At 31.2% G+C, this 18442-nt stretch carries 15 protein-coding genes and 1 other RNA gene; 13 read left to right on the forward strand and 3 right to left on the reverse strand.

Annotation, left to right across the window (positions count from 1 at the left end; genetic code table 11):
- Positions 1-56: 56 nt before the first annotated feature.
- Positions 57-776 carry a pseudouridine synthase gene (locus OW730_RS07450; protein ID WP_271228420.1) on the forward strand — a complete coding sequence of 240 codons (720 nt, stop codon included), beginning with the start codon at positions 57-59 and terminating at the stop codon, positions 774-776.
- 774 nt (positions 777-1550) lie between these two features.
- Positions 1551-3839, forward strand: coding sequence for a ribonuclease R (gene rnr / locus OW730_RS07455; RefSeq protein ID WP_271228421.1), 2289 nt, complete (start codon positions 1551-1553; stop codon positions 3837-3839).
- A gap of 361 nt (positions 3840-4200) precedes the next feature.
- Here the strand turns inward: rnr and OW730_RS07460 are convergent, their stop codons facing one another.
- On the reverse strand, positions 4201-4974 hold the full coding sequence (locus OW730_RS07460) for a SanA/YdcF family protein (RefSeq protein ID WP_271228422.1): 774 nt from the start codon (positions 4972-4974) through the stop codon (positions 4201-4203).
- 294 nt (positions 4975-5268) lie between these two features.
- On the opposite strand from OW730_RS07460, the gene smpB reads away from it, so the two are divergent.
- From smpB to OW730_RS07500, 8 genes are all read left to right on the forward strand, one after another.
- Positions 5269-5739, forward strand: coding sequence for an SsrA-binding protein SmpB (gene smpB / locus OW730_RS07465; RefSeq protein ID WP_271228423.1), 471 nt, complete (start codon positions 5269-5271; stop codon positions 5737-5739).
- Between the two features lie 383 nt (positions 5740-6122).
- Positions 6123-6479: a transfer-messenger RNA gene (ssrA, locus tag OW730_RS07470) on the forward strand.
- Between the two features lie 378 nt (positions 6480-6857).
- Complete coding sequence (locus OW730_RS07475) at positions 6858-7568, forward strand: LytR/AlgR family response regulator transcription factor (protein ID WP_271228424.1); 711 nt, start codon at positions 6858-6860, stop codon at positions 7566-7568.
- A gap of 182 nt (positions 7569-7750) precedes the next feature.
- The gene (locus tag OW730_RS07480; RefSeq protein WP_271228425.1) at positions 7751-8710 is read left to right on the forward strand and encodes a sensor histidine kinase; all 960 of its coding nucleotides are present in this window, start codon (positions 7751-7753) and stop codon (positions 8708-8710) included.
- A gap of 92 nt (positions 8711-8802) precedes the next feature.
- Entirely contained in the window at positions 8803-10611 is a 1809-nt protein-coding gene (locus OW730_RS07485) for an ABC transporter ATP-binding protein (protein ID WP_271228426.1), read from the forward strand.
- A complete protein-coding gene (locus tag OW730_RS07490) occupies positions 10599-12455 on the forward strand; it encodes an ABC transporter ATP-binding protein (RefSeq protein WP_271228427.1) in 1857 nt (618 codons plus the stop codon). The genes OW730_RS07485 and OW730_RS07490 overlap by 13 nt, the downstream gene beginning before the upstream one ends.
- A gap of 287 nt (positions 12456-12742) precedes the next feature.
- Positions 12743-13027 (forward strand): serine hydrolase, encoded by a 285-nt coding sequence (locus tag OW730_RS07495; protein ID WP_271228428.1) that lies wholly within the window; start codon positions 12743-12745, stop codon positions 13025-13027.
- A gap of 160 nt (positions 13028-13187) precedes the next feature.
- Positions 13188-13946 carry an SAM-dependent methyltransferase gene (locus OW730_RS07500; RefSeq protein WP_271228429.1) on the forward strand — a complete coding sequence of 253 codons (759 nt, stop codon included), beginning with the start codon at positions 13188-13190 and terminating at the stop codon, positions 13944-13946.
- A gap of 125 nt (positions 13947-14071) precedes the next feature.
- On the opposite strand, the gene OW730_RS07505 is transcribed toward OW730_RS07500, so the two are convergent.
- Positions 14072-14770, reverse strand: a complete 699-nt coding sequence (locus tag OW730_RS07505) for an aspartate/glutamate racemase family protein (RefSeq protein WP_271228430.1) — start codon at positions 14768-14770, stop codon at positions 14072-14074.
- Between the two features lie 227 nt (positions 14771-14997).
- On the opposite strand from OW730_RS07505, the gene OW730_RS07510 reads away from it, so the two are divergent.
- The 3 genes from OW730_RS07510 (at position 14998) to OW730_RS07520 (ending at position 17054) form a co-directional block, all read left to right on the forward strand.
- Positions 14998-15312, forward strand: coding sequence for a hypothetical protein (locus OW730_RS07510; RefSeq protein WP_271228431.1), 315 nt, complete (start codon positions 14998-15000; stop codon positions 15310-15312).
- 243 nt (positions 15313-15555) lie between these two features.
- Complete coding sequence (locus tag OW730_RS07515; protein WP_271228432.1) at positions 15556-15849, forward strand: CD3324 family protein; 294 nt, start codon at positions 15556-15558, stop codon at positions 15847-15849.
- A 134-nt stretch (positions 15850-15983) separates the two neighbouring features.
- Positions 15984-17054: a M23 family metallopeptidase gene (locus OW730_RS07520; RefSeq protein WP_271228433.1), complete on the forward strand. Its 1071-nt coding sequence runs from the start codon at positions 15984-15986 to the stop codon at positions 17052-17054.
- Positions 17055-17099: 45 nt separating this feature from the next.
- On the opposite strand, the gene OW730_RS07525 is transcribed toward OW730_RS07520, so the two are convergent.
- Positions 17100-18425 (reverse strand): MATE family efflux transporter, encoded by a 1326-nt coding sequence (locus OW730_RS07525; protein WP_271228434.1) that lies wholly within the window; start codon positions 18423-18425, stop codon positions 17100-17102.
- Positions 18426-18442: the final 17 nt, after the last annotated feature.

Here is an 18442-nt window from a genome sequence, read left to right on the forward strand (position 1 = left end):
AGAAGTTTAATGGAGTTACGAAAGAGAGGTGCATCCCTTAAGTTAAGGGAGATAAGATGGAAAGATTAGATAAGATATTATCAAATTTAGGATATGGTACAAGAAAAGAAGTAAAGGTAATGGTTAAGAATGGATGGGTAGAGGTTAACGGTGTGACGGCTAAGAAAAGCGACATGAAGATTGATACAGATAATGATATAGTAGTTGTTGATGGTGAAGAAATCAACTATAGGGAATTTGTATACATCATGATGAACAAACCAGCAGGATATATTTCTGCTACTTTTGATAATTATCAGGATACTGTTGTTGATATTCTGGACCCTGAACTTCAAGCTTTTGAGCCTTTTCCTGTAGGTAGATTAGATAAAGACACTGTAGGTCTTTTATTGTTGACTAATGATGGAAAGTTAAATCATAGATTGATTTCTCCAAAACACCATGTAGATAAGGTGTATTTTGCTGAAATTGATAAATCTGTAAATGAATCAGATATAAGAGCATTTGAAGCAGGAATTACACTTGAGGATGGATATGAGTGTATGCCAGGGAAACTTGAAATTTTAAGTTCAGATGAACATGGTGCAGAGGTTATGGTAACTATTCAAGAAGGGAAGTTCCATCAAGTAAAGAGAATGTTCAAAACTAGAGGAAAAGAGGTTGTTTTCCTTAAAAGGGTTGAATTTGGTGGATTGAAACTTGATGAGACTTTACCAGAAGGTGACTATCGAGAATTGTCGAACGAGGAATTGAAGGTGCTAAGAGGGGAAGCGTAATTATTAATAATTTCTTTACAAATTCTTTACAACAAAAAACGCTAAAATACTTGTTTTTTAGCATCGAATTATATATAATTAAGTTGCAAGGAAACAAAGAATTAAATAGCCCCCTTTTTAATTAGTCAAACAGTCTTTCCCCAAAGACTGTGAGTATAGAGCGAACGGAAAAATCTATACTCAATCCCCCAAATTTCATACTCAAAAATAACGCAAACCCCAATGCGTTATTTTTTTTTATTCTATTATGTAGAATATCATTCACATTTAGGAAAAACTTTATAATACGATATTTTTTTGGTATAATCAGTGAAGTACATGGAATAAATACATTTATTAATTTTAAGATTCTAGATAGTAAATACATAAAATAAGTATTCAATTAAAAGATAAAAACATATTTAAATGGTGAGAATGGGTATAATAGTAGTGAAGGTAGAAAAACAAATGGATAATGTAGAATGGAGAATGTATAATGATGGATGTTTTGCGCTGCAAAACTACATTGTTATTGGTCTTTAGAACACTAGGTTTTAACTTATTTTATCTTTAGATAAAATATTGTATTTAAAATACAAGGTTTCATCCTTGATGAAACGAGTAAACTATTGTAGTGCAAGGAACAATACAATTACAATTTCTCGGAGAGAAATGTCAATCATTATACATTCTACATTATCAATTATACATTTCATTTCTAAAGCACAATAGTTTCTTTTTACGCATTAACATATACATAGATATGTTTAATATTTTATAAAGGATGTGACAAGTTTGAGCATCAAAGGTGTATTAGTAAGTTTTATGAAAGAGAATGCATATAAGCCAATGAATGCAAAGGAATTGGCAAAAATTTTTGCTATAAGAAGACATGAACTAAAAGACTTCCAAAAGACTTTGGATGTAATGGAGAAGGAAGGTCTGATAGTTAAAAATAGAACTGAGCATTATGGCGTTCCAGAAAAGATGGGATTAATTGTTGGAATATTCGATGCAAAACCTAAGGGGTTTGGGTTTGTTATAAGTGAAGATAGAGAGAGAGATGTTTTTATTCCAATCGCTGGAGTTAATGGAGCTATGAATGGTGATAAGGTTATTGTTAAAATAACAAAGACTCCAATTGAAGGTAAGCGAGAAGAGGGAGAAATAGAGAAAATTGTTGAAAGAAACATTAAAACTGTTATAGGAATTTATGAAGACAGTAAGAATTTTGGTTTTGTTGTTCCAGAGGATAAGAAACTACAGATGGACATATTTATTCCAAAGAGTCAAAATATGAATGCTAAGCAAGGTCAGGTAGTAGTTGCAAAGATAACTCAGTATCCTAAAAGGGGAAGAAATCCAGAAGGTAAAATTACTGAAGTTCTTGGATATAAGGGTGAGAAAGGTATTGACATACTCACAATTATAAGAAAATTTAATCTTCCTGAAGAATTCACAGAGAAGGTAGAAGAGTATGCAGCGGGTATTGAAGATAAAATACCTGAAGAAGAATTTGGTAGAAGAATAGATCTTAGAGAAAAGAAAATGGTAACAATTGATGGTGAAGATGCCAAAGACTTGGATGATGCTGTATCAATTGAAAAATTAGATAATGGTAATTATAAATTAGGAGTGCATATCGCAGATGTAACTCATTATGTTAAAGAGAGAAATCCTCTTGATAAGGAAGCTCTTAAAAGGGGGACTTCTGTTTACCTTGTAGATAGAGTAATTCCTATGCTGCCTAAAAAACTATCAAATGGTGTATGTAGTCTTAATCCTAAAGTTGATAGACTTGCATTAACATGTATGATGGAGATAGATAATACTGGTAAGGTTGTTTCTAATGAAGTTTTTGAAAGTATAATAAAGACTAATGAGAGAATGACCTATAGTGATGTAACTAAGATACTTAAGTATGGTGATGAGGAATTAATCGAAAAGTATGATTATCTTTATGAAGATTTTAAACTTATGGAAGAACTATTTAACATACTTAATAAGAAGAGAATGAGTCGTGGGGCTATAGATTTTGATTTTGAAGAAAGTAAGATAATACTAGATAAATTAGGAAAACCTGTAGACATTAAACCTTATGAGAGAGAAGTGTCTAACAGAATAATAGAAGAGTTTATGCTAGTATGTAATGAAACGGTAGCAGAGTACATGTTCTGGACTAATCTGCCATTTGTTTATAGAATACATGAAGAGCCAAGTAGTGAGAAGTTAGAACGCTTTAAAGAGTTTGCTCACAATATTGGATTATTTATTAGACCTACACAAACATTACATCCAAGAGTATTCCAGGAGATACTTGAAAAGGTTAAGGGAAAGAAAGAAGAAACAGTTATTGGTACTCTTATGTTAAGAACAATGATGAAGGCAAGATATGCACCAGAATGTGCAGGGCACTTTGGTCTTGCAGCTAGATATTATTGTCATTTTACTTCACCAATAAGAAGATATCCTGATTTAATGATTCACAGGATAATAAAAGAATTCATAAATACAGGAATTGATGAGAAAAGAATTAATAAACTTAAAAATATAGTTGGTGAAGCTGCACTTAGATCATCTGAAAGAGAAAAAATTGCTATGGAAGCTGAAAGAGAAGTAGATGATTTAAAGAAAGCTGAATATATGAAAGAAAGAATTGGAGAAGTTTACGAAGGAATAATTTCATCCGTAACTAATTTTGGTATGTTTATTGAACTTCCAAATACTATAGAAGGATTAGTTCATATAAGTGCATTAGAAGATGATTATTATATATTCGATGAAAGACACTTCTGCCTAATTGGAGAACATACAAAGAATGTTTATAGATTAGGAGATGCTGTTAAGATAAGAGTTAGCAGTGTAGAAATGGATAACTACGATATATACTTTGAACTTCTTAGTGATGAAGAAGAAAATGAGGAAATCGATGTAGTAGATGTAGACATAGATGTTATGGAAGATATGAAGTCAGTAAATGAAATCATTGAGAAAGAAACAACTGAAAGAATAGAAGCAATAGAAGAACCTATAGTGATTCTAGAGAATGAAGAACATGAAGCTATAGAAGAACCGATACATTAAAACAAATGTATAATGGATAATGTAAAATGATTGACATTTCACTCCGTGAAATTTTAATTTAATTTTTCCTTTAGTATGGATGTAGTAGGTTTCAATCTAAATAATATAAGGTAATTAAATGAAAAAGTTGGTGATTTAAAATTACCAACTTTTTTATTCTGCTTTTTAATTTGAATTAAAGCACATAATTGAATAAATGTTGTGTTTACAATACAATATTTTATCTCAAGATAAAATGAGTTAAATCCTATAGTTCTAAAGAACAATAAAATGTAGATTCTGATGAATATCAGAATCATCCTTCATTCTCAATTCTCAATTCTCCATTCTCCATTAAAAAAAGCACCCATGGGTGCTTTTTTTAGTCGTTGTGTGTTTGTGTCCCATCACCACTAATAGGATGTTCAACTCCTTTAAATGTTGGATCAAAATTGAAAAGTGAAAATACAAAATCCTTAGCTGTTGCAAAATATTCTCTAAACTTATACTTTGGCATTCCAACATATGATTCAGGTCTGTCAGCGGCAACTCCATAAGCATCTATTCCTTTTTTTCTAGCTATATAAATAGCTCTTGGAAGATGATATTTTTGGGTTACTATTACAGCAGACTTTACTTTGAATATATAATCAGCTCTGTACATAGATTCATATGTGCTAAATCCTGCATGATCTAAGAAGATGTTCTCAGGAAGTACATTATATTTAGATATAAGCCTATCCATCATAGCACTAACCTCATCATATTCTTTTCTTCCGTGATCACCAGTAAGGATATACTTCTCAGTACCATTTTTATTTGATACTACATTGGCAGTTTTAACTCTATCAGAAAGCATAGGAGATAAAGTGCCATCAGGATAAACACCAGCCCCTAGAACAATCATTGTATCGCTCTTAGGTGCATTTTCAGGCTGAACTATATATTTAGATGTTGACTTAATAACATAAAAATTTATAGCACCAACTGATATGGTTGAAAGTAAAGCTAGTACAATTAGTATTATAAAAAATTTCTTCATGAACCAGCCGAACCCTCTTTTATTTTTCTTATATGGGCTGCTGGCATAACCTGGTCTATTATCGTTGAAATTTATCTTAAGTAGATATTCGTTTTCTAATGATGACTTCTTCATCAAAACCCCTCCGAATTATTAAAGATGTAATAATTAAAAATTTTAATTTAATATGATATTTTATTAAACAATAGAATAATTATATTTTAATATCTTTTTTGGTGAATTACAACAAGATTTGGTTAAAAATTGATTTTTATTTACATATTACAAGTAAAATGTGGCATTATGTCGATGGATTAATTAATTATAAAAGTTAATAAAGATTAGAGTGGACAAGCCTTTAGTTCATAAAGAAGATGACATAATTAATAAAATAGGTTAAAATATATCATAGAATGAGGAGGTGATAAGATGTCTAAGAATAAGAAACCATCAAATCAATTAGCTACTAATAGAAAAGCTCTACATGATTATTTTATAGAAGAATCATATGAAGCAGGATTAGAGTTATTTGGAACAGAAGTTAAATCTATAAGAGCAGGAAAAGTACAGCTTAAAGAAAGCTATGCACAGATAAGAAATGGTGAAGTATTTGTTATTGGGATGCATATTAGTCCTTATGAACAGGGAAACATATTCAATAAGGATCCTATGAGAGATAAGAAGTTATTGCTTCACAAATATGAGATAAATAAATTAATGGAATTTACTTCTCAAAAGGGGTATACTCTTGTACCTTTATCACTATATTTAGTAAGAGGAAGAGTAAAGCTTAAATTAGGTGTTGCAAAAGGTAAGCATAACTACGATAAGAGACAATCTCTTAAAGAGAAATCAGCAAAAAGAGATATACAAAAACAAATGAAAAATGCTTGGAGATAAAATTTTTTTGGAAGTCTGTACTAAGGTTCCCATAGAGTTGCTTACTATGAAGAGTTCGCATAATGTGGATTGAATTCATCATTGATTTGAAAACTTGAATCATGTACAATATGTTTATAGCAAGACAGGAACGAATGTTTCTGAAAGTCACCTTGACATATTTGCTATATATGATATAATTACTTTGTTTAGCAGAAAAGCTAAGATCTTTGAAAAGTTAATATATGTTGGAAGGTATTAACCTATGTTTTGTTTGCGAGAAGAACAGTGTTTTTAGTTCAACTAATAATTAATACAAGTCCATAACTCATTGAAGCTTTGAGATTTTGGAACATGGATTAATTAAGTTTCACTATAAAAACACTTTAATAGCAACTATACATGGGGGCGTACATGGCTTTCGACGGGGATGTATTTGGTAAAGGAAGCGAGCTGAGGGAATCCTAGCCCCTCATAAATAAACCAGGAACTTAAATATAAACGCAAACGATAATTACGCTTTAGCAGCTTAGTAGCTGCTCGTCCTAGATAAGTAACCCGCGGCTTATTATAGGACGTCAACTTAGCGGGGCACCGAGCCTAGCAAAGCTTTGAGTTAGGAACGGAACTGATGAAGCTACCGGATTTCCAATCCTGTCAGTAGGAGTGGAAATTGGGGAATCCCAAATTACTGACTGCGCTCGGAGATGCCTTTATGGGATCGTTTTCGGACAGGGGTTCGATTCCCCTCGCCTCCACCATATAAAACCACGACTTTATGTCGTGGTTTTTTTACGTTATGTTCATAAACTCCTCATAAAACTTTTCCTTAGCTTCTAACTTTTCTTTTGAGTATCTACCATTCCTAGGAGTAATATCTTTATACTTACACAAGTTGATGGAAATTGGTTTTCATATACAAAGATTTGGAAAATTGATATAATTAAAAAAGATTATACTAGGACAGTGGAAAAAATAATAAGCCAATTTTCTTGTCTTTTTCAGTTCTGAACTTCGTTGCAAAATCACTTACATACATCTAGTATGCGCATGATTATGCGCCTCGCCAGAACTGAAAAATCCTAAGAAAATTTGACTCCTTATTTTTTACCATTGTCCTAATATTCTGGAGGTAGAAGATGAAAATTGCAATAGTAGAAGATGAGAAAATACATCAGGAATATCTTCTTTCAATGTTAGAAAAAGCAGCGGAAGATGAGGTGATTACCCTTTCTTTTAACATATTTGAAAGTGCTGAGAGTTTTTTGTTTGCATTTGAAGATGAGAAGTTTGATGCAATTCTGCTGGATATTATGCTGAATAAGATGAACGGATTTTCTCTGGCAGAAGCTATAAGAGAAGAAGATGGAAATGTTCCAATCGCATTTATTACTGGAGAAAAAGATTATGTTTTTGATGGGTATAAGGTTGATGCATGTGGATATATATTAAAGCCTATAAAGCAGGAAAATATTTCACAGTTACTAAAAAAGTTAAAAGAGAAGGTATCATCAGTAGAACAGTCCATAACCATTAAAACCAAAGAGGGGATTGTAAATTTCTATGAAAGTGAGATTGATTATATTGAAAGCGACAATCATAATACAAACATAAACTCATCAAAGGGAGTTTTTGTATCAGGTAATAAGATGAGTCAGTGGGAAAAGATGCTTTCTAAAGATAAATTTTTTAAGCCTCATAGATGTTATATCGTTCAGTTTAATTGTATTGAAAGAATTGATAAGAAAAATATTCTTATGAAAAATGGAATTGAAATTCCTATAGCTAGAGCTAAGTGGGGAGATTTAATGAAGGCTTACATGGATTACAGAAGAAAGGATTATAAGTAATGGTTTATAAAGGAATTATGCTTTTCATATTGATCTATTTTTTTGTTAGAAATACCAGGCTTGATGAAAATCTAAAGGTTAGAACCTTTGGAATTTTTGCCATGGTATCCTGTTTTTTTATGGATTGTGTTTTTATGATTCTCGAGAGGGATACTTGGTATTACATACTTTTGATATTATGTGTGGAAATATTAATTATGCTTGTTTATCTGATTTTTTATAATAATGATATTTTTCTTCAACAGATAAAATGGTTTATTCCTATTTTAACATTCTACATTATTGGAAGAAGTTTTGGAGAAAGTGGAGTTTGGTTAACATTATTTGTTTTAATATGTTTGTGGACAACATTTACATATAAGAATAAGTTGAATAAATATACTGGTTTGACTTTGTTTTTAGTATCAGCTGCAGCTTTAAGTATATCTTTAAGGGATAATCTGGCGGTATTCGTTGTTATTATTGTTTTGGCATTTGACCAGTATGCATTATTAAGTGATAGTGAGAGTGTTAAAAGTATTGATGCTATGCAGAAAAAATTCTTATCTCATCAGTACGAAGAAATTAAAAATGTTTATCTTAATATGAGGGGATGGAGACATGACTATCATAATCATATTCAGGCAATGAAAGCTTATTTGGCAATGGGAGAAGTTGAAGAACTTGAAGAATACATATCTAAACTTGAGAAGGAACTGGAGTCTGTAGACAGTCTTGTTAAATCAGGAAATATAATGATGGATGCAATACTTAATAGTAAAATAAGTATTATGATGAATCACGGGATAAAAGTGGATTTTAAAGCAGTTCTTCCGGAAGAGTTGAAGATAAAAGATATTGATATGTGTGTAATGGTAAGCAATCTTCTTGAAAATGCCATGGAATCCTGTATGAAGATACCTGTAGAGAAAAGATTTATAAGGATATATTCAGAAGTGTTTGGTTCGCAGTTTTACATGTCAATTCAAAATAGTGCAGAAGAAGAACTGGATTTCAATCAAAGAAACTATATATCAACTAAGCGTGGAGAGCATGGACTTGGAATGAAGAGAGTACAGTTTCTGGTTAATAAATATGAAGGGTTTCTTAATCTTCAAAATGAACCAGGAATATTTGCTAGTGAGATTACCATTCCACTTTAGGGGCGGCTTAATAATTACATTTCACGTATAGAAACTGACGATTCACGTCAGTTTTTTTTGAAGAAGAAAAAACTTGATATTATATTGGTGAGGTGATTAAGTTGGGAACAAAGATAGAGAATATTAGATTTGTATTAAAGCGATGGAAAGATAAAGATGGAATAGGTGGAATCGTAAGCTGCATCATAGGGATCATTCTAAAAGTTGTAATTGTTGTTTTTGGGGTTATGCTGGCAAGTAGAATTGTTAGTATTTTGGAAAAAGAGAGTAACCCTAAAAGTGCTTTTTTGCAGATAATAGCAGTTGTTTGTTTATATGCTTTTTTAAGAGCAGCAGGAGAGTTATTTATAATGAAAATGCACATAAGTACATTTTTATACAGAATATTAGAAATGCCTGACTTGTTTTTTAAATTGGTTAAGCTGCCTTTTAATCAAGTGGAAGGAAGTGCTGGAAAGCAGGAATTTGAGAAAGCCAGCGAAGCCGTGAGCGAGGGAAATCATATAGGAGTAGAGGCGCTTATAAAGAATGTATCTGAACTTGTTGTAAATATTTTCTGTTTAGCTGTCTTCATGATAATATCTGCGAAATTAAATCCACTTATAATGTTAGTACTTTTATTTACAGGGTATATGAGAACCTTTAAAGACAGAAAAAATAGAAAGTGGATATTAGAAAATCAGGATAAGAGAAATAAGTTGATGTATGAGAGGATTTATCTTCATAGAAAATGTCTTGATACTAAAATAGGAAAAGATGTAAGAATATACGGAATGGAAAAATGGTTTGCTGATAAATTTCAAAATTTACTGGAAACGATAATGGTTTATGTGAAAATTCATAGCAAAAATACTTTTTTAGCAGAATGTATTCAGCACATTTCAGGAGTTTTGAGAGATTTAATATGTTACAGTTACTTAATATACAGGGTCTCTCAGGGAATGGCTTTAAGTGAATTTGTATTGTATTTGGGAGTGATAGCCGGATTTAATGTTTGGATAAAAAATATTTTTGATGAATATGCTAAGTTAGGTGAAAATGCTATTGTGGTTAACAATTTTAGAATATTTTTAGAGAAACAAGAACTTGGTGAAGGTGAATATGATAAGGCGGTTCCAAAAGCTAAAGGGTACAGCTATGTTTTTGAAAATGTATCTTTCGGATATGAAGGGGGAAAAGAGATTTTTCATAATTTAAATCTTACCATAAATGAAGGAGAAAAAATAGCATTGGTTGGAGCTAATGGAGCAGGTAAAACAACATTAGTGAAGCTTATGTGTGGATTATATAAGCCGCAGAAGGGACGTATTCTCCTAAATGGAGTAGATATTTCAAAAGTTAACCTAAAGGAACTATTAAGACTAACAGGGGTTGTATTCCAAGAAACAAAAGTATTTCCGGAAAGTATAGCTAAAAATATTTCATGTAGATTAGATGAAGAAGTTAATATTAAGCGTTTGAATGAAAGTCTAAAGCAGGCTGATTTCTATGATTATGTTCAGAAAATGCCTAATAAAGAAAAAACAGTTCTTACAAAGAATTTAGAAGAAACAGGTATTGAGTTATCTGGAGGTCAGTATCAAAAACTTATGCTTGCACGTGCTGTATATAAAAATGCACCAATTCTTATACTAGATGAACCAACGGCAGCATTGGATCCATTAGCTGAAGCTGAGATGTATAAAAAGTATGATCAATTGACTAAAGGAAAAACATCAGTATTTATATCTCATAGATTAAGCTCCACACAATTCTGTGATAGGGTTATATTCCTGCAGGATGGAAGTATAAAACAAGATGGATGTCATGGAGAGCTTATAAAAGAAAATGGTCCATATAGAGAAATGTTTAATGCGCAAGCTCACTATTATCAAGAGGAGGTAGCCTCATGCAAATGTTAAAAACACATAACAAAGCCTTTAAAATAATGAAAAGATTTCACTACCTTGACCATTCAATAGGACCACTGATTATTCTTTTAGGAATAGTGAGAGGGGTAGTACCTTTTATACCAATAGTTTTCAGCAAGTATATACTCTCTTCAGTTATTGATAAGCAGTATAAGGAAGCACTTTACTACTCAATAGCCATGTCTCTTTTATTCTGTGGAGGGTGTATTATATCTGAATGGATAAAGAAAATAGTAACAGATAAAAATTCGGAATTATCCAGAAAAATAGAGGATATAATTCACCAAAAGCCTCTTGGTTTAGACTATGAAAGTATTGAGGATGGAAAAGTAATTGGCAGCTATACAAGTGCAATAAGTGCCTTAAAATATAAAGGAAGTTATCAGCAGTTAGTTAGTAAATATAGTGAACTTCTGCAGAGCATAGTATCTTTTTTAGTTGCAATTGGATTAACACTGCAGCTATGTGTCAGTGTCAGCATATCTGAATATAAGATTTTAAACATGGTTACAAATCCCGTGGTTTGTGTGGCATTAATTTTAGTTGTTATTTTAGGGATGATGGGTGTTACTGGCAAAGCTGTGAAATGGAGCCAGAATAAAATAAGTGAATTATTTGAAGTAAAACTGGATAGTGAAAGAAGATTTGCTTATCTATGTAGAATGTTTAGAGATGAAGAAATGATCAAAACGATACAGGCATATGAAGCTGGCAAATCTATAAGCAATCTTCTTAAGGATACAAGCAAACATATTAAGGAAAATTATAAAAATGAAGGAAAGTATTGGATTTGTGAAAATGTTATTAAAGCTTCTTCTGGTGGAATTATAGTTGTTTTGGCATATAGTCTTGTGGCAGTAAAGGTCTTAGCAGGAGCTATTGGAATAGGAGCATTTCTTAAATATAGTCAGGCTGTTATTAAGATGAATGAATCTCTTTTAGCTGTTATTGTATTTAATCATGAAATTGGGGATATTATGAGATATATGGATAAGTTAACTGAGTTTTTAGATATGGAAAATAAGTTTGAAACAGGTTCAATTCCAGTGGAAAAAAGAAGCGATCATCAGTATAAGATATGTTTTGAGGATGTTTGGTTTAAATACCCTGGAAGTGATGAATATGTACTTAAAGGAGTTTCATGTGAAATAAACTCAAATCAAAAGAGTGCTCTGGTAGGGCCGAACGGAGCAGGTAAAAGCACTTTTATAAAATTATTGAGTAGGTTATATGAACCAACAAAAGGAAGAATTACATTAAATGGTGTGGATATTAAAAAATATGATTATAAGGAATACTTATCTTTATTCTCTGTAGTATTTCAGGATTTTGGATTGTTTTCTTTTAGTTTAGGTGAGAATATCTCAAGTTCTGTTGAATTACAGAAGAAAAAAGTTAAAGAATGTTTAACTAAAACTGGATTGGAAAAATATGAGGACAGGTTGGATGAGGGGTTAAATGAAATGAGTGGATTGGAGGCATATGTAGGAAGAGACAGCAGTTCAAGTGAAAAATACAGTGGGGGAGAGCAACAGAAAATTGCTATAGCTAGAGCTTTATACAAAGATGGAGCTTTTGTCATTTTGGATGAACCAACGGCAGCCCTTGATCCTATAAGCGAATATGAAATATATCAAAACTTTGATTCCTTAGTTGGAAATAAGACATGTATATATATTTCTCACAGAATGAGCAGCTGCAGATTCTGTTCCGATATTATAGTATTAAATGATGGAAATATAGTTGAACGGGGAAATCATGAACAGCTCATTAAAGATGAGAAACTATACTGTGATATGTGGAATGCTCAAGCTAAGTATTATACAGCGAGCTAAAGGAGGAAGCTATCATTAATAAAAGTATTAGTGGATTTCGCCATATTAAACCACGACTTTATGTCGTGTTTTTTTACGTTATATTAAGGAATAGTTATATTTATTTATGAAAAGTTATATTAATATTAGTAACTGTAAATATACTAATGAAATAATATTTTTATTAGATATTAGAACTTAGAAACGGCTTTAAAATCTTGGGGGTATGAGTTTATGAAAAAACAAGAAGTTAAAATACCTCTGGTTTATATGATTATTTTGAAGATAAGCCAAAGCAAGGTAAATCTATGTTGCAGATAATTGAAGAGCAACCCTATAAAGCCTGGACACCTCAAGAAACCATTAGATGGTCTAAAAAATATTTGAAGTGCCATTTTCCTCCTGGTCAAGGGTTTCATTACTCAGATACAGGTTATCATATCTTAGGCTTAATAATAGAAAAAATAACATCCATGCCTTTGCATCTAGCATTGGAACAATATATTTTTAGTCCATTGGATATGCAATATTCTTATCTAGCAACACATTTTGATTCTATTAAGCAGAATGCTTATCCAGCTGCTAATGTTTAAAGCAATTGATATTCTTGAAAGATATCAAAGGATTTGTTGCTAAAAAATGAACAATTTGTTAATATATATATAATATTGTAGTTTGGAAGGGGTGCATTTTATGACTTGCATATTTAAAATGATTGGAGGTAATAGACGATAGAAAAGGAGATAATAGAAAATGAAAAATTTAAACAAAGGTATAATTAATGAACTTGAAGTAATGGCACATGAGAGGTTTCCACTTTCATCAAAATATTCAACCTATTGGATTATCGAGAATTCCATGGCACCAAATCCTCTTTGGTTTACAGAAATTTTAGCTAATGATCTTGATTTAAAACCAGGAATGAAGGTATTAGATATGGGATGTGGTAAGGGGATTAGTTCAATATTTTTAGCCAAAGAATTTGGTGTAAAAGTATGGGCAAATGATTTGTGGATTGATCCTACAGATAATTGGAAAAGAGTTATTGAAGCTGGCGTAGAGGATTTGGTTTATCCAATAAAAGCTGAAGCTCATACACTGCCATTTCCAGAAGAGTTTTTTGATGTTATTATTTGTGTTAGTTCATATGAGTATTTTGGAACTGATGAGTTGTATTTTCCATGGTACATGTCAAAATTATTGAAGAAAAATGGACAGTTTGCTATTGTGCAACCGGGGTTAGTGGATGATTTTGATATAGTACCTTCTAAACTGGAAGATTTATGGTGTGCAGATATGTATACTTGGCATTCAAGTAAATGGTGGTATAATCATTTGAATAAAACAAATCTTGTGGACATTATAATATCTGAAGATGTTCAAGGTAGCTGGAAATTATGGCTTGATTGGGAAGAGATGCAAAATCCTGATGACTCTGATGTTAAATTGTTAAAGAGAGATAATGGTGAGTATTTAACTTGGATCAAATTAATAGCAATAAAGAAAGAATAAAAATGGTTATCAGATTTTTAATATATAAGTAAATCAATAGTGGGGTTCACATACTGTGATTCACCACCAATATAAAAAAACACGACATGATGTCGTGTTTTTTATATAAGACGACTTACTGTAGTTCACAAGCTCTTTTTCCCAGAAAAATTTATAGCGCGTAGTGCAATTACTTTTAATGGATCAATAAAGGTTCCTTGCAATTTAAATATCTCATAGGCAGATGATAATTCAGTACATCCTAGTATAAATATTTCTACATCCTGCTGCTTCATTTCTTCAACAGTTTCATAAAGGAGCTCAAGTGGAATTTCTTTATGACCTTTCTTAATACTATAAATAAAGTCCATCACATAGGATTGCATAGTTTTAGTAGGTTTTATGACTTCAATATCATGATCTTTAAAGTATTTATCATAGATTCCTGTACTACAAGTTCCATCTGTAGCTAATAAACCAATTTTTTTTATGTTTGGATACTCATCTAATATAAAATTCACAGTTTCTTCTACTAAATTAAGAAATGGAATATTTATTTCGTTTACTATGTCTTTGTAAAAATAATGAGCTGTATTACAGGGCATTATTAGAAATTCAGCTCCCATATTTTCAAGTCCTTTTGCTGATTCAATTAAACATTTCCTTGGATCTTCACCTAATCCCATTAAATAAGAAGTTCTATCTGGTATAGATGGATTATTATTAATAAGTATATGTAAATGTTCTTGATCTGAACTTGCATCTGTAAATAACGCAATCATTTTAAATAACTCAGCTGTAGCTAAAGTACCCATACCACCTAAAATTCCTAATTTTTTACTCATAGTTATTCACCATCCATCTTTGTTTATATAAACATCAACTCTTTTATATTTATATTTATATGTAAGCCAATTATTTCCTTTAATTTTATTGAGAAAATATTTATGCATAAATATGGACAAACCCAATATACATAAAAATGAGATTAATAAAAAATGATAGATTAAATTTGAAAGACTAATGAGAATATTTATGAGTAACTTAATATTTAAAAGGTTTAGGTGAATCAATGGATTATTTTGAAGCACCAAGCTGTGCATTTGAAGGTATGGGAAAGGTTTACACATATAGTGGATTTGAACTTCATACTTACGAAATCAGTGGAGTTGATTATGTTGCAGGAGTTATTTTCTTGGATGACAGTGTTTCTACAAAAGAAGGTATCTACCTGTATTCCAAGCTAGATGAGGTTTTAGAGGCATATGGTCAGAACTACACTGAGAGCAATGGGCTATATACATATAAACTGGATAAACATAAGATTTCCTTTTTGGTTGAAAATGACGAAGTAGTCTCAATTGAATATATGGCAACAGCTGAATAAGTACTTCATAATAATATATTTATTACCTTAAATGTAAAAAATGTGATAAAATATAAATATGTATTAAATTTTAGTTATTAAAGAGTAGTTTTTATAGTTAGTAGACGGAATAGGAGGGTACTTCTTTATGAGAAAATTAGCAATTAATGCGTAGCAGAGGCTATTGCATAACAATAAATCATTTTAAATATGAAATAGCCTTTGCTCAATCCTAAGATTAAATTAATTTAGGAGGAGCATACTATGAGCTATGTTAAAGCAACAGAGGTGTTGCCACAGGAAGTATTGGATATAATTCAGAAATACATTGAGGGTGAATACATTTATATTCCCAGAAAGAAATGCAACAGAAAGGCATGGGGAGAGAGTACTAAAAGTAAAAACAAAACTGCTAAAAGAAACTCAGAAATATATAGAAAATACCAAGAGGGTACATCTATAAAAGAACTTTCAGAAATGTATTATTTAGCACCAAAAAGCATACAAAAAATTATTTCGAAAATTAAAAGAGAAACATTGCAAAGAAATGCGTCATAAGCTAAATGCTTATTGGCGCATTTTTATTTCTGAAAAATGTTGTAGGTTGATAGGGTTATAAAAACAATGATATGATTTAAATAGAAAATTAAGGAAATAACCATATGAATATTAAAATTGGGGGATGACTAAGTATGCAAATAACTACTTTACCAAAAGATTATATAATAACAATGACAGATTTCACTGTTGATACATATTATTCTGATTTTATATTAAGGGCTGTAAGGATTCAGAATACATCAAATCACCCTATGGAAATACAAGAAATTTCTTTTACAGTGAAAAAGAATGGACAAACTATAAAGAATTACGCTTATTCAAGTGAGGCATTAAAGTTCTGGATACCAAGATGGAATAAGAAAATCCAAATATCAGATAGCCACCAGAGGGCAGCTTTGCTAGGTTCTAAGGAATTTTGGGATTACGATAGTTTAGCTAATAGTACCATATTGGAACCAGGTGAGGAAATAGGATTAAGAAACGAATACTTCCACATATTGTTTAATGAGTTGTTGGATGAGCTTCTTATTAAGGTTAAATATATACAAGAGGGAACTGAGCAGATAGCGAGCGAAAAAATTGATCTTGTTAGATATGAAAATAAGAATAAGTATACTTTCCCAGTTAAAGGAACATGGCAGGTTCAAGGAAATTTTGACTGCCTACTCGCTCATAGATGGAGGAACGCTGATGAGTTTGCATTTGACCTAATTAAACTGGATGAAGACAATAGGCTGGTAGTTGATGAGAATAGGAAAGAAGAGGAGTTTCCTTGTTATGGAGAGGATGTTTACGCCATTGCTGATGGAGTGGTGGTTCAGGTTTATGAAGAGATGAAAGAATGTACTATAGGAATGAGCACAGAGGAAGAGAAAAAAATAGAAGAGATTGATGGATATTGGCCAGTGATTACAGGCAATATTGTAACAATTGAACATGAAGGGGGAGAGTACTCTCAGTATGATCATCTTGTTTATAAGAGTGTGAACCTAAAGGTTGGAGATAAAGTAAAACAAGGTCAGGTTATCGGAAGGGTTGGAAACACAGGTATGTCAAACGGGCCTCACCTTCACTTTGAATTATCAAGTGGTCCTAATGAAGAGGCAAGAAGTTTTCCTTGTTTCTTTACTAATATCGAGAATCAATTTGGAAGTCCAATTGAGATTATTACTGAAGAATATACTATCGTAAATGCTGAATAGAAAATAAAGGTTAGCATAAAAAACACAACATCATGTTGTGTTTTTTTAATATAAGTAATTTTTTTTATATCTTTTTAAAAAGAATAATGTTACAAAGAGTGAAGAAAACTCAGCAAAGGGAACTACTAACCATAATCCATTTAATTTAAAAAGGTTGGGTAAAATCATAAAACCAATAATACAAAATACAAAGGTTCTAGAAAAAGACAGTACTGCTGAAACCTTACCGTTAGATAAAGCTGTAAATAGCCCAGAGGTATAAAGATTCAACCCCGTAGCTAAAAATGAAAAAGCAAAGATTTTAAATCCCTTCAAAGTTATATTATATACAATATTTGTTTTGGAGATAAATATATTAACAATGCATGGAGAGAAAACAAAACAAATAATAAATATAATTATTGAGGATATAAATACAAAAACTTTTGAATATGAATGATACTCCGTAATTTTTTTAGTATTCTTAGCTCCATAATTAAAACTAATAACAGGCGAGACACCTGCTATATGTCCTAAATAGATCGAAGTCATTACGAATTGGATGAACAATATTATTGTAATTGCTGCCACTCCATTTTCACCTGCATATTTTAAAGCTATGTAATTAAAAAATAATGTGGTTATTGCTGCAGATATCTGAGTTACCATTTCAGATGAACCATTATACATAGTATCTTTCAATAATTTTAAATCTAATAAGGGTTTAACATATTTTAATGTGGATTTTTTACTTATAAAATATAATGCACATAAAGTAGTTGAAAAAACTGATCCTATAAGGGTTGATAAAGCAGCACCTTTAATACCAAAATTCAATTGATAAATGAATACATAATTAAGTATTAAATCAATTAATCCTCCTAATATAGATGCAAGTAGACTAAAGTTAAAGGCTCCATCCACTCTAGTAAAATACTCAAAAACCATCTTTAGTATATAGAAAGGAGCGCATAACAAAATTATTATTCCGTAGCTTTTACAATACTTCATTAAAGTTTCTGTAGCGCCTAAAAAAGAAAACAACTTTTCATTAAATGCAAGTCCTATAATACTAAAAATAACCCCAATTATTAAAGAAAATAAAAGAATTAAAGAGAATCTATTATTGGCTTCTTTTAAGTTATTTTGCCCTAATGAGATAGATATTAAAGCACTCCCACCAGTTGCAAACATAACGCCTATTCCACATAATAGGTTTATCATAGGGAGTATTATATTAATGCTAGCTAAGGCATCAGAGCCAATTTTGTGAGATACAAACACACCATCCATAATTGTATACAATGATAAAAAAAGCATAGATAGAATGGGTGGAGATATAAATTTAAAGAATTCCTTAAATGATGTTTTCTGTGAAAATGTATTTTCCATATATAATCCTCCTAAAG

This window comes from Oceanirhabdus sp. W0125-5 (assembly GCF_027938815.1).
GTDB lineage: Bacteria > Bacillota > Clostridia > Clostridiales > Clostridiaceae > Oceanirhabdus.

Bases quoted from the DNA above. Each gene is read 5' to 3' on its own strand.
- OW730_RS07450 (WP_271228420.1), top strand. From the start codon at position 57: ATGGAAAGATTAGATAAGATATTATCAAATTTAGGATATGGTACAAGA.
- OW730_RS07460 (WP_271228422.1), bottom strand. From the start codon at position 4,974: ATGAAGAAGTCATCATTAGAAAACGAATATCTACTTAAGATAAATTTC.
- smpB (WP_271228423.1), top strand. From the start codon at position 5,269: ATGTCTAAGAATAAGAAACCATCAAATCAATTAGCTACTAATAGAAAA.
- OW730_RS07475 (WP_271228424.1), top strand. From the start codon at position 6,858: ATGAAAATTGCAATAGTAGAAGATGAGAAAATACATCAGGAATATCTT.
- OW730_RS07490 (WP_271228427.1), top strand. From the start codon at position 10,599: ATGCAAATGTTAAAAACACATAACAAAGCCTTTAAAATAATGAAAAGA.
- OW730_RS07495 (WP_271228428.1), top strand. From the start codon at position 12,743: ATGTTGCAGATAATTGAAGAGCAACCCTATAAAGCCTGGACACCTCAA.
- OW730_RS07500 (WP_271228429.1), top strand. From the start codon at position 13,188: ATGAAAAATTTAAACAAAGGTATAATTAATGAACTTGAAGTAATGGCA.
- OW730_RS07505 (WP_271228430.1), bottom strand. From the start codon at position 14,770: ATGAGTAAAAAATTAGGAATTTTAGGTGGTATGGGTACTTTAGCTACA.
- OW730_RS07510 (WP_271228431.1), top strand. From the start codon at position 14,998: ATGGATTATTTTGAAGCACCAAGCTGTGCATTTGAAGGTATGGGAAAG.
- OW730_RS07515 (WP_271228432.1), top strand. From the start codon at position 15,556: ATGAGCTATGTTAAAGCAACAGAGGTGTTGCCACAGGAAGTATTGGAT.
- OW730_RS07520 (WP_271228433.1), top strand. From the start codon at position 15,984: ATGCAAATAACTACTTTACCAAAAGATTATATAATAACAATGACAGAT.
- OW730_RS07525 (WP_271228434.1), bottom strand. From the start codon at position 18,425: ATGGAAAATACATTTTCACAGAAAACATCATTTAAGGAATTCTTTAAA.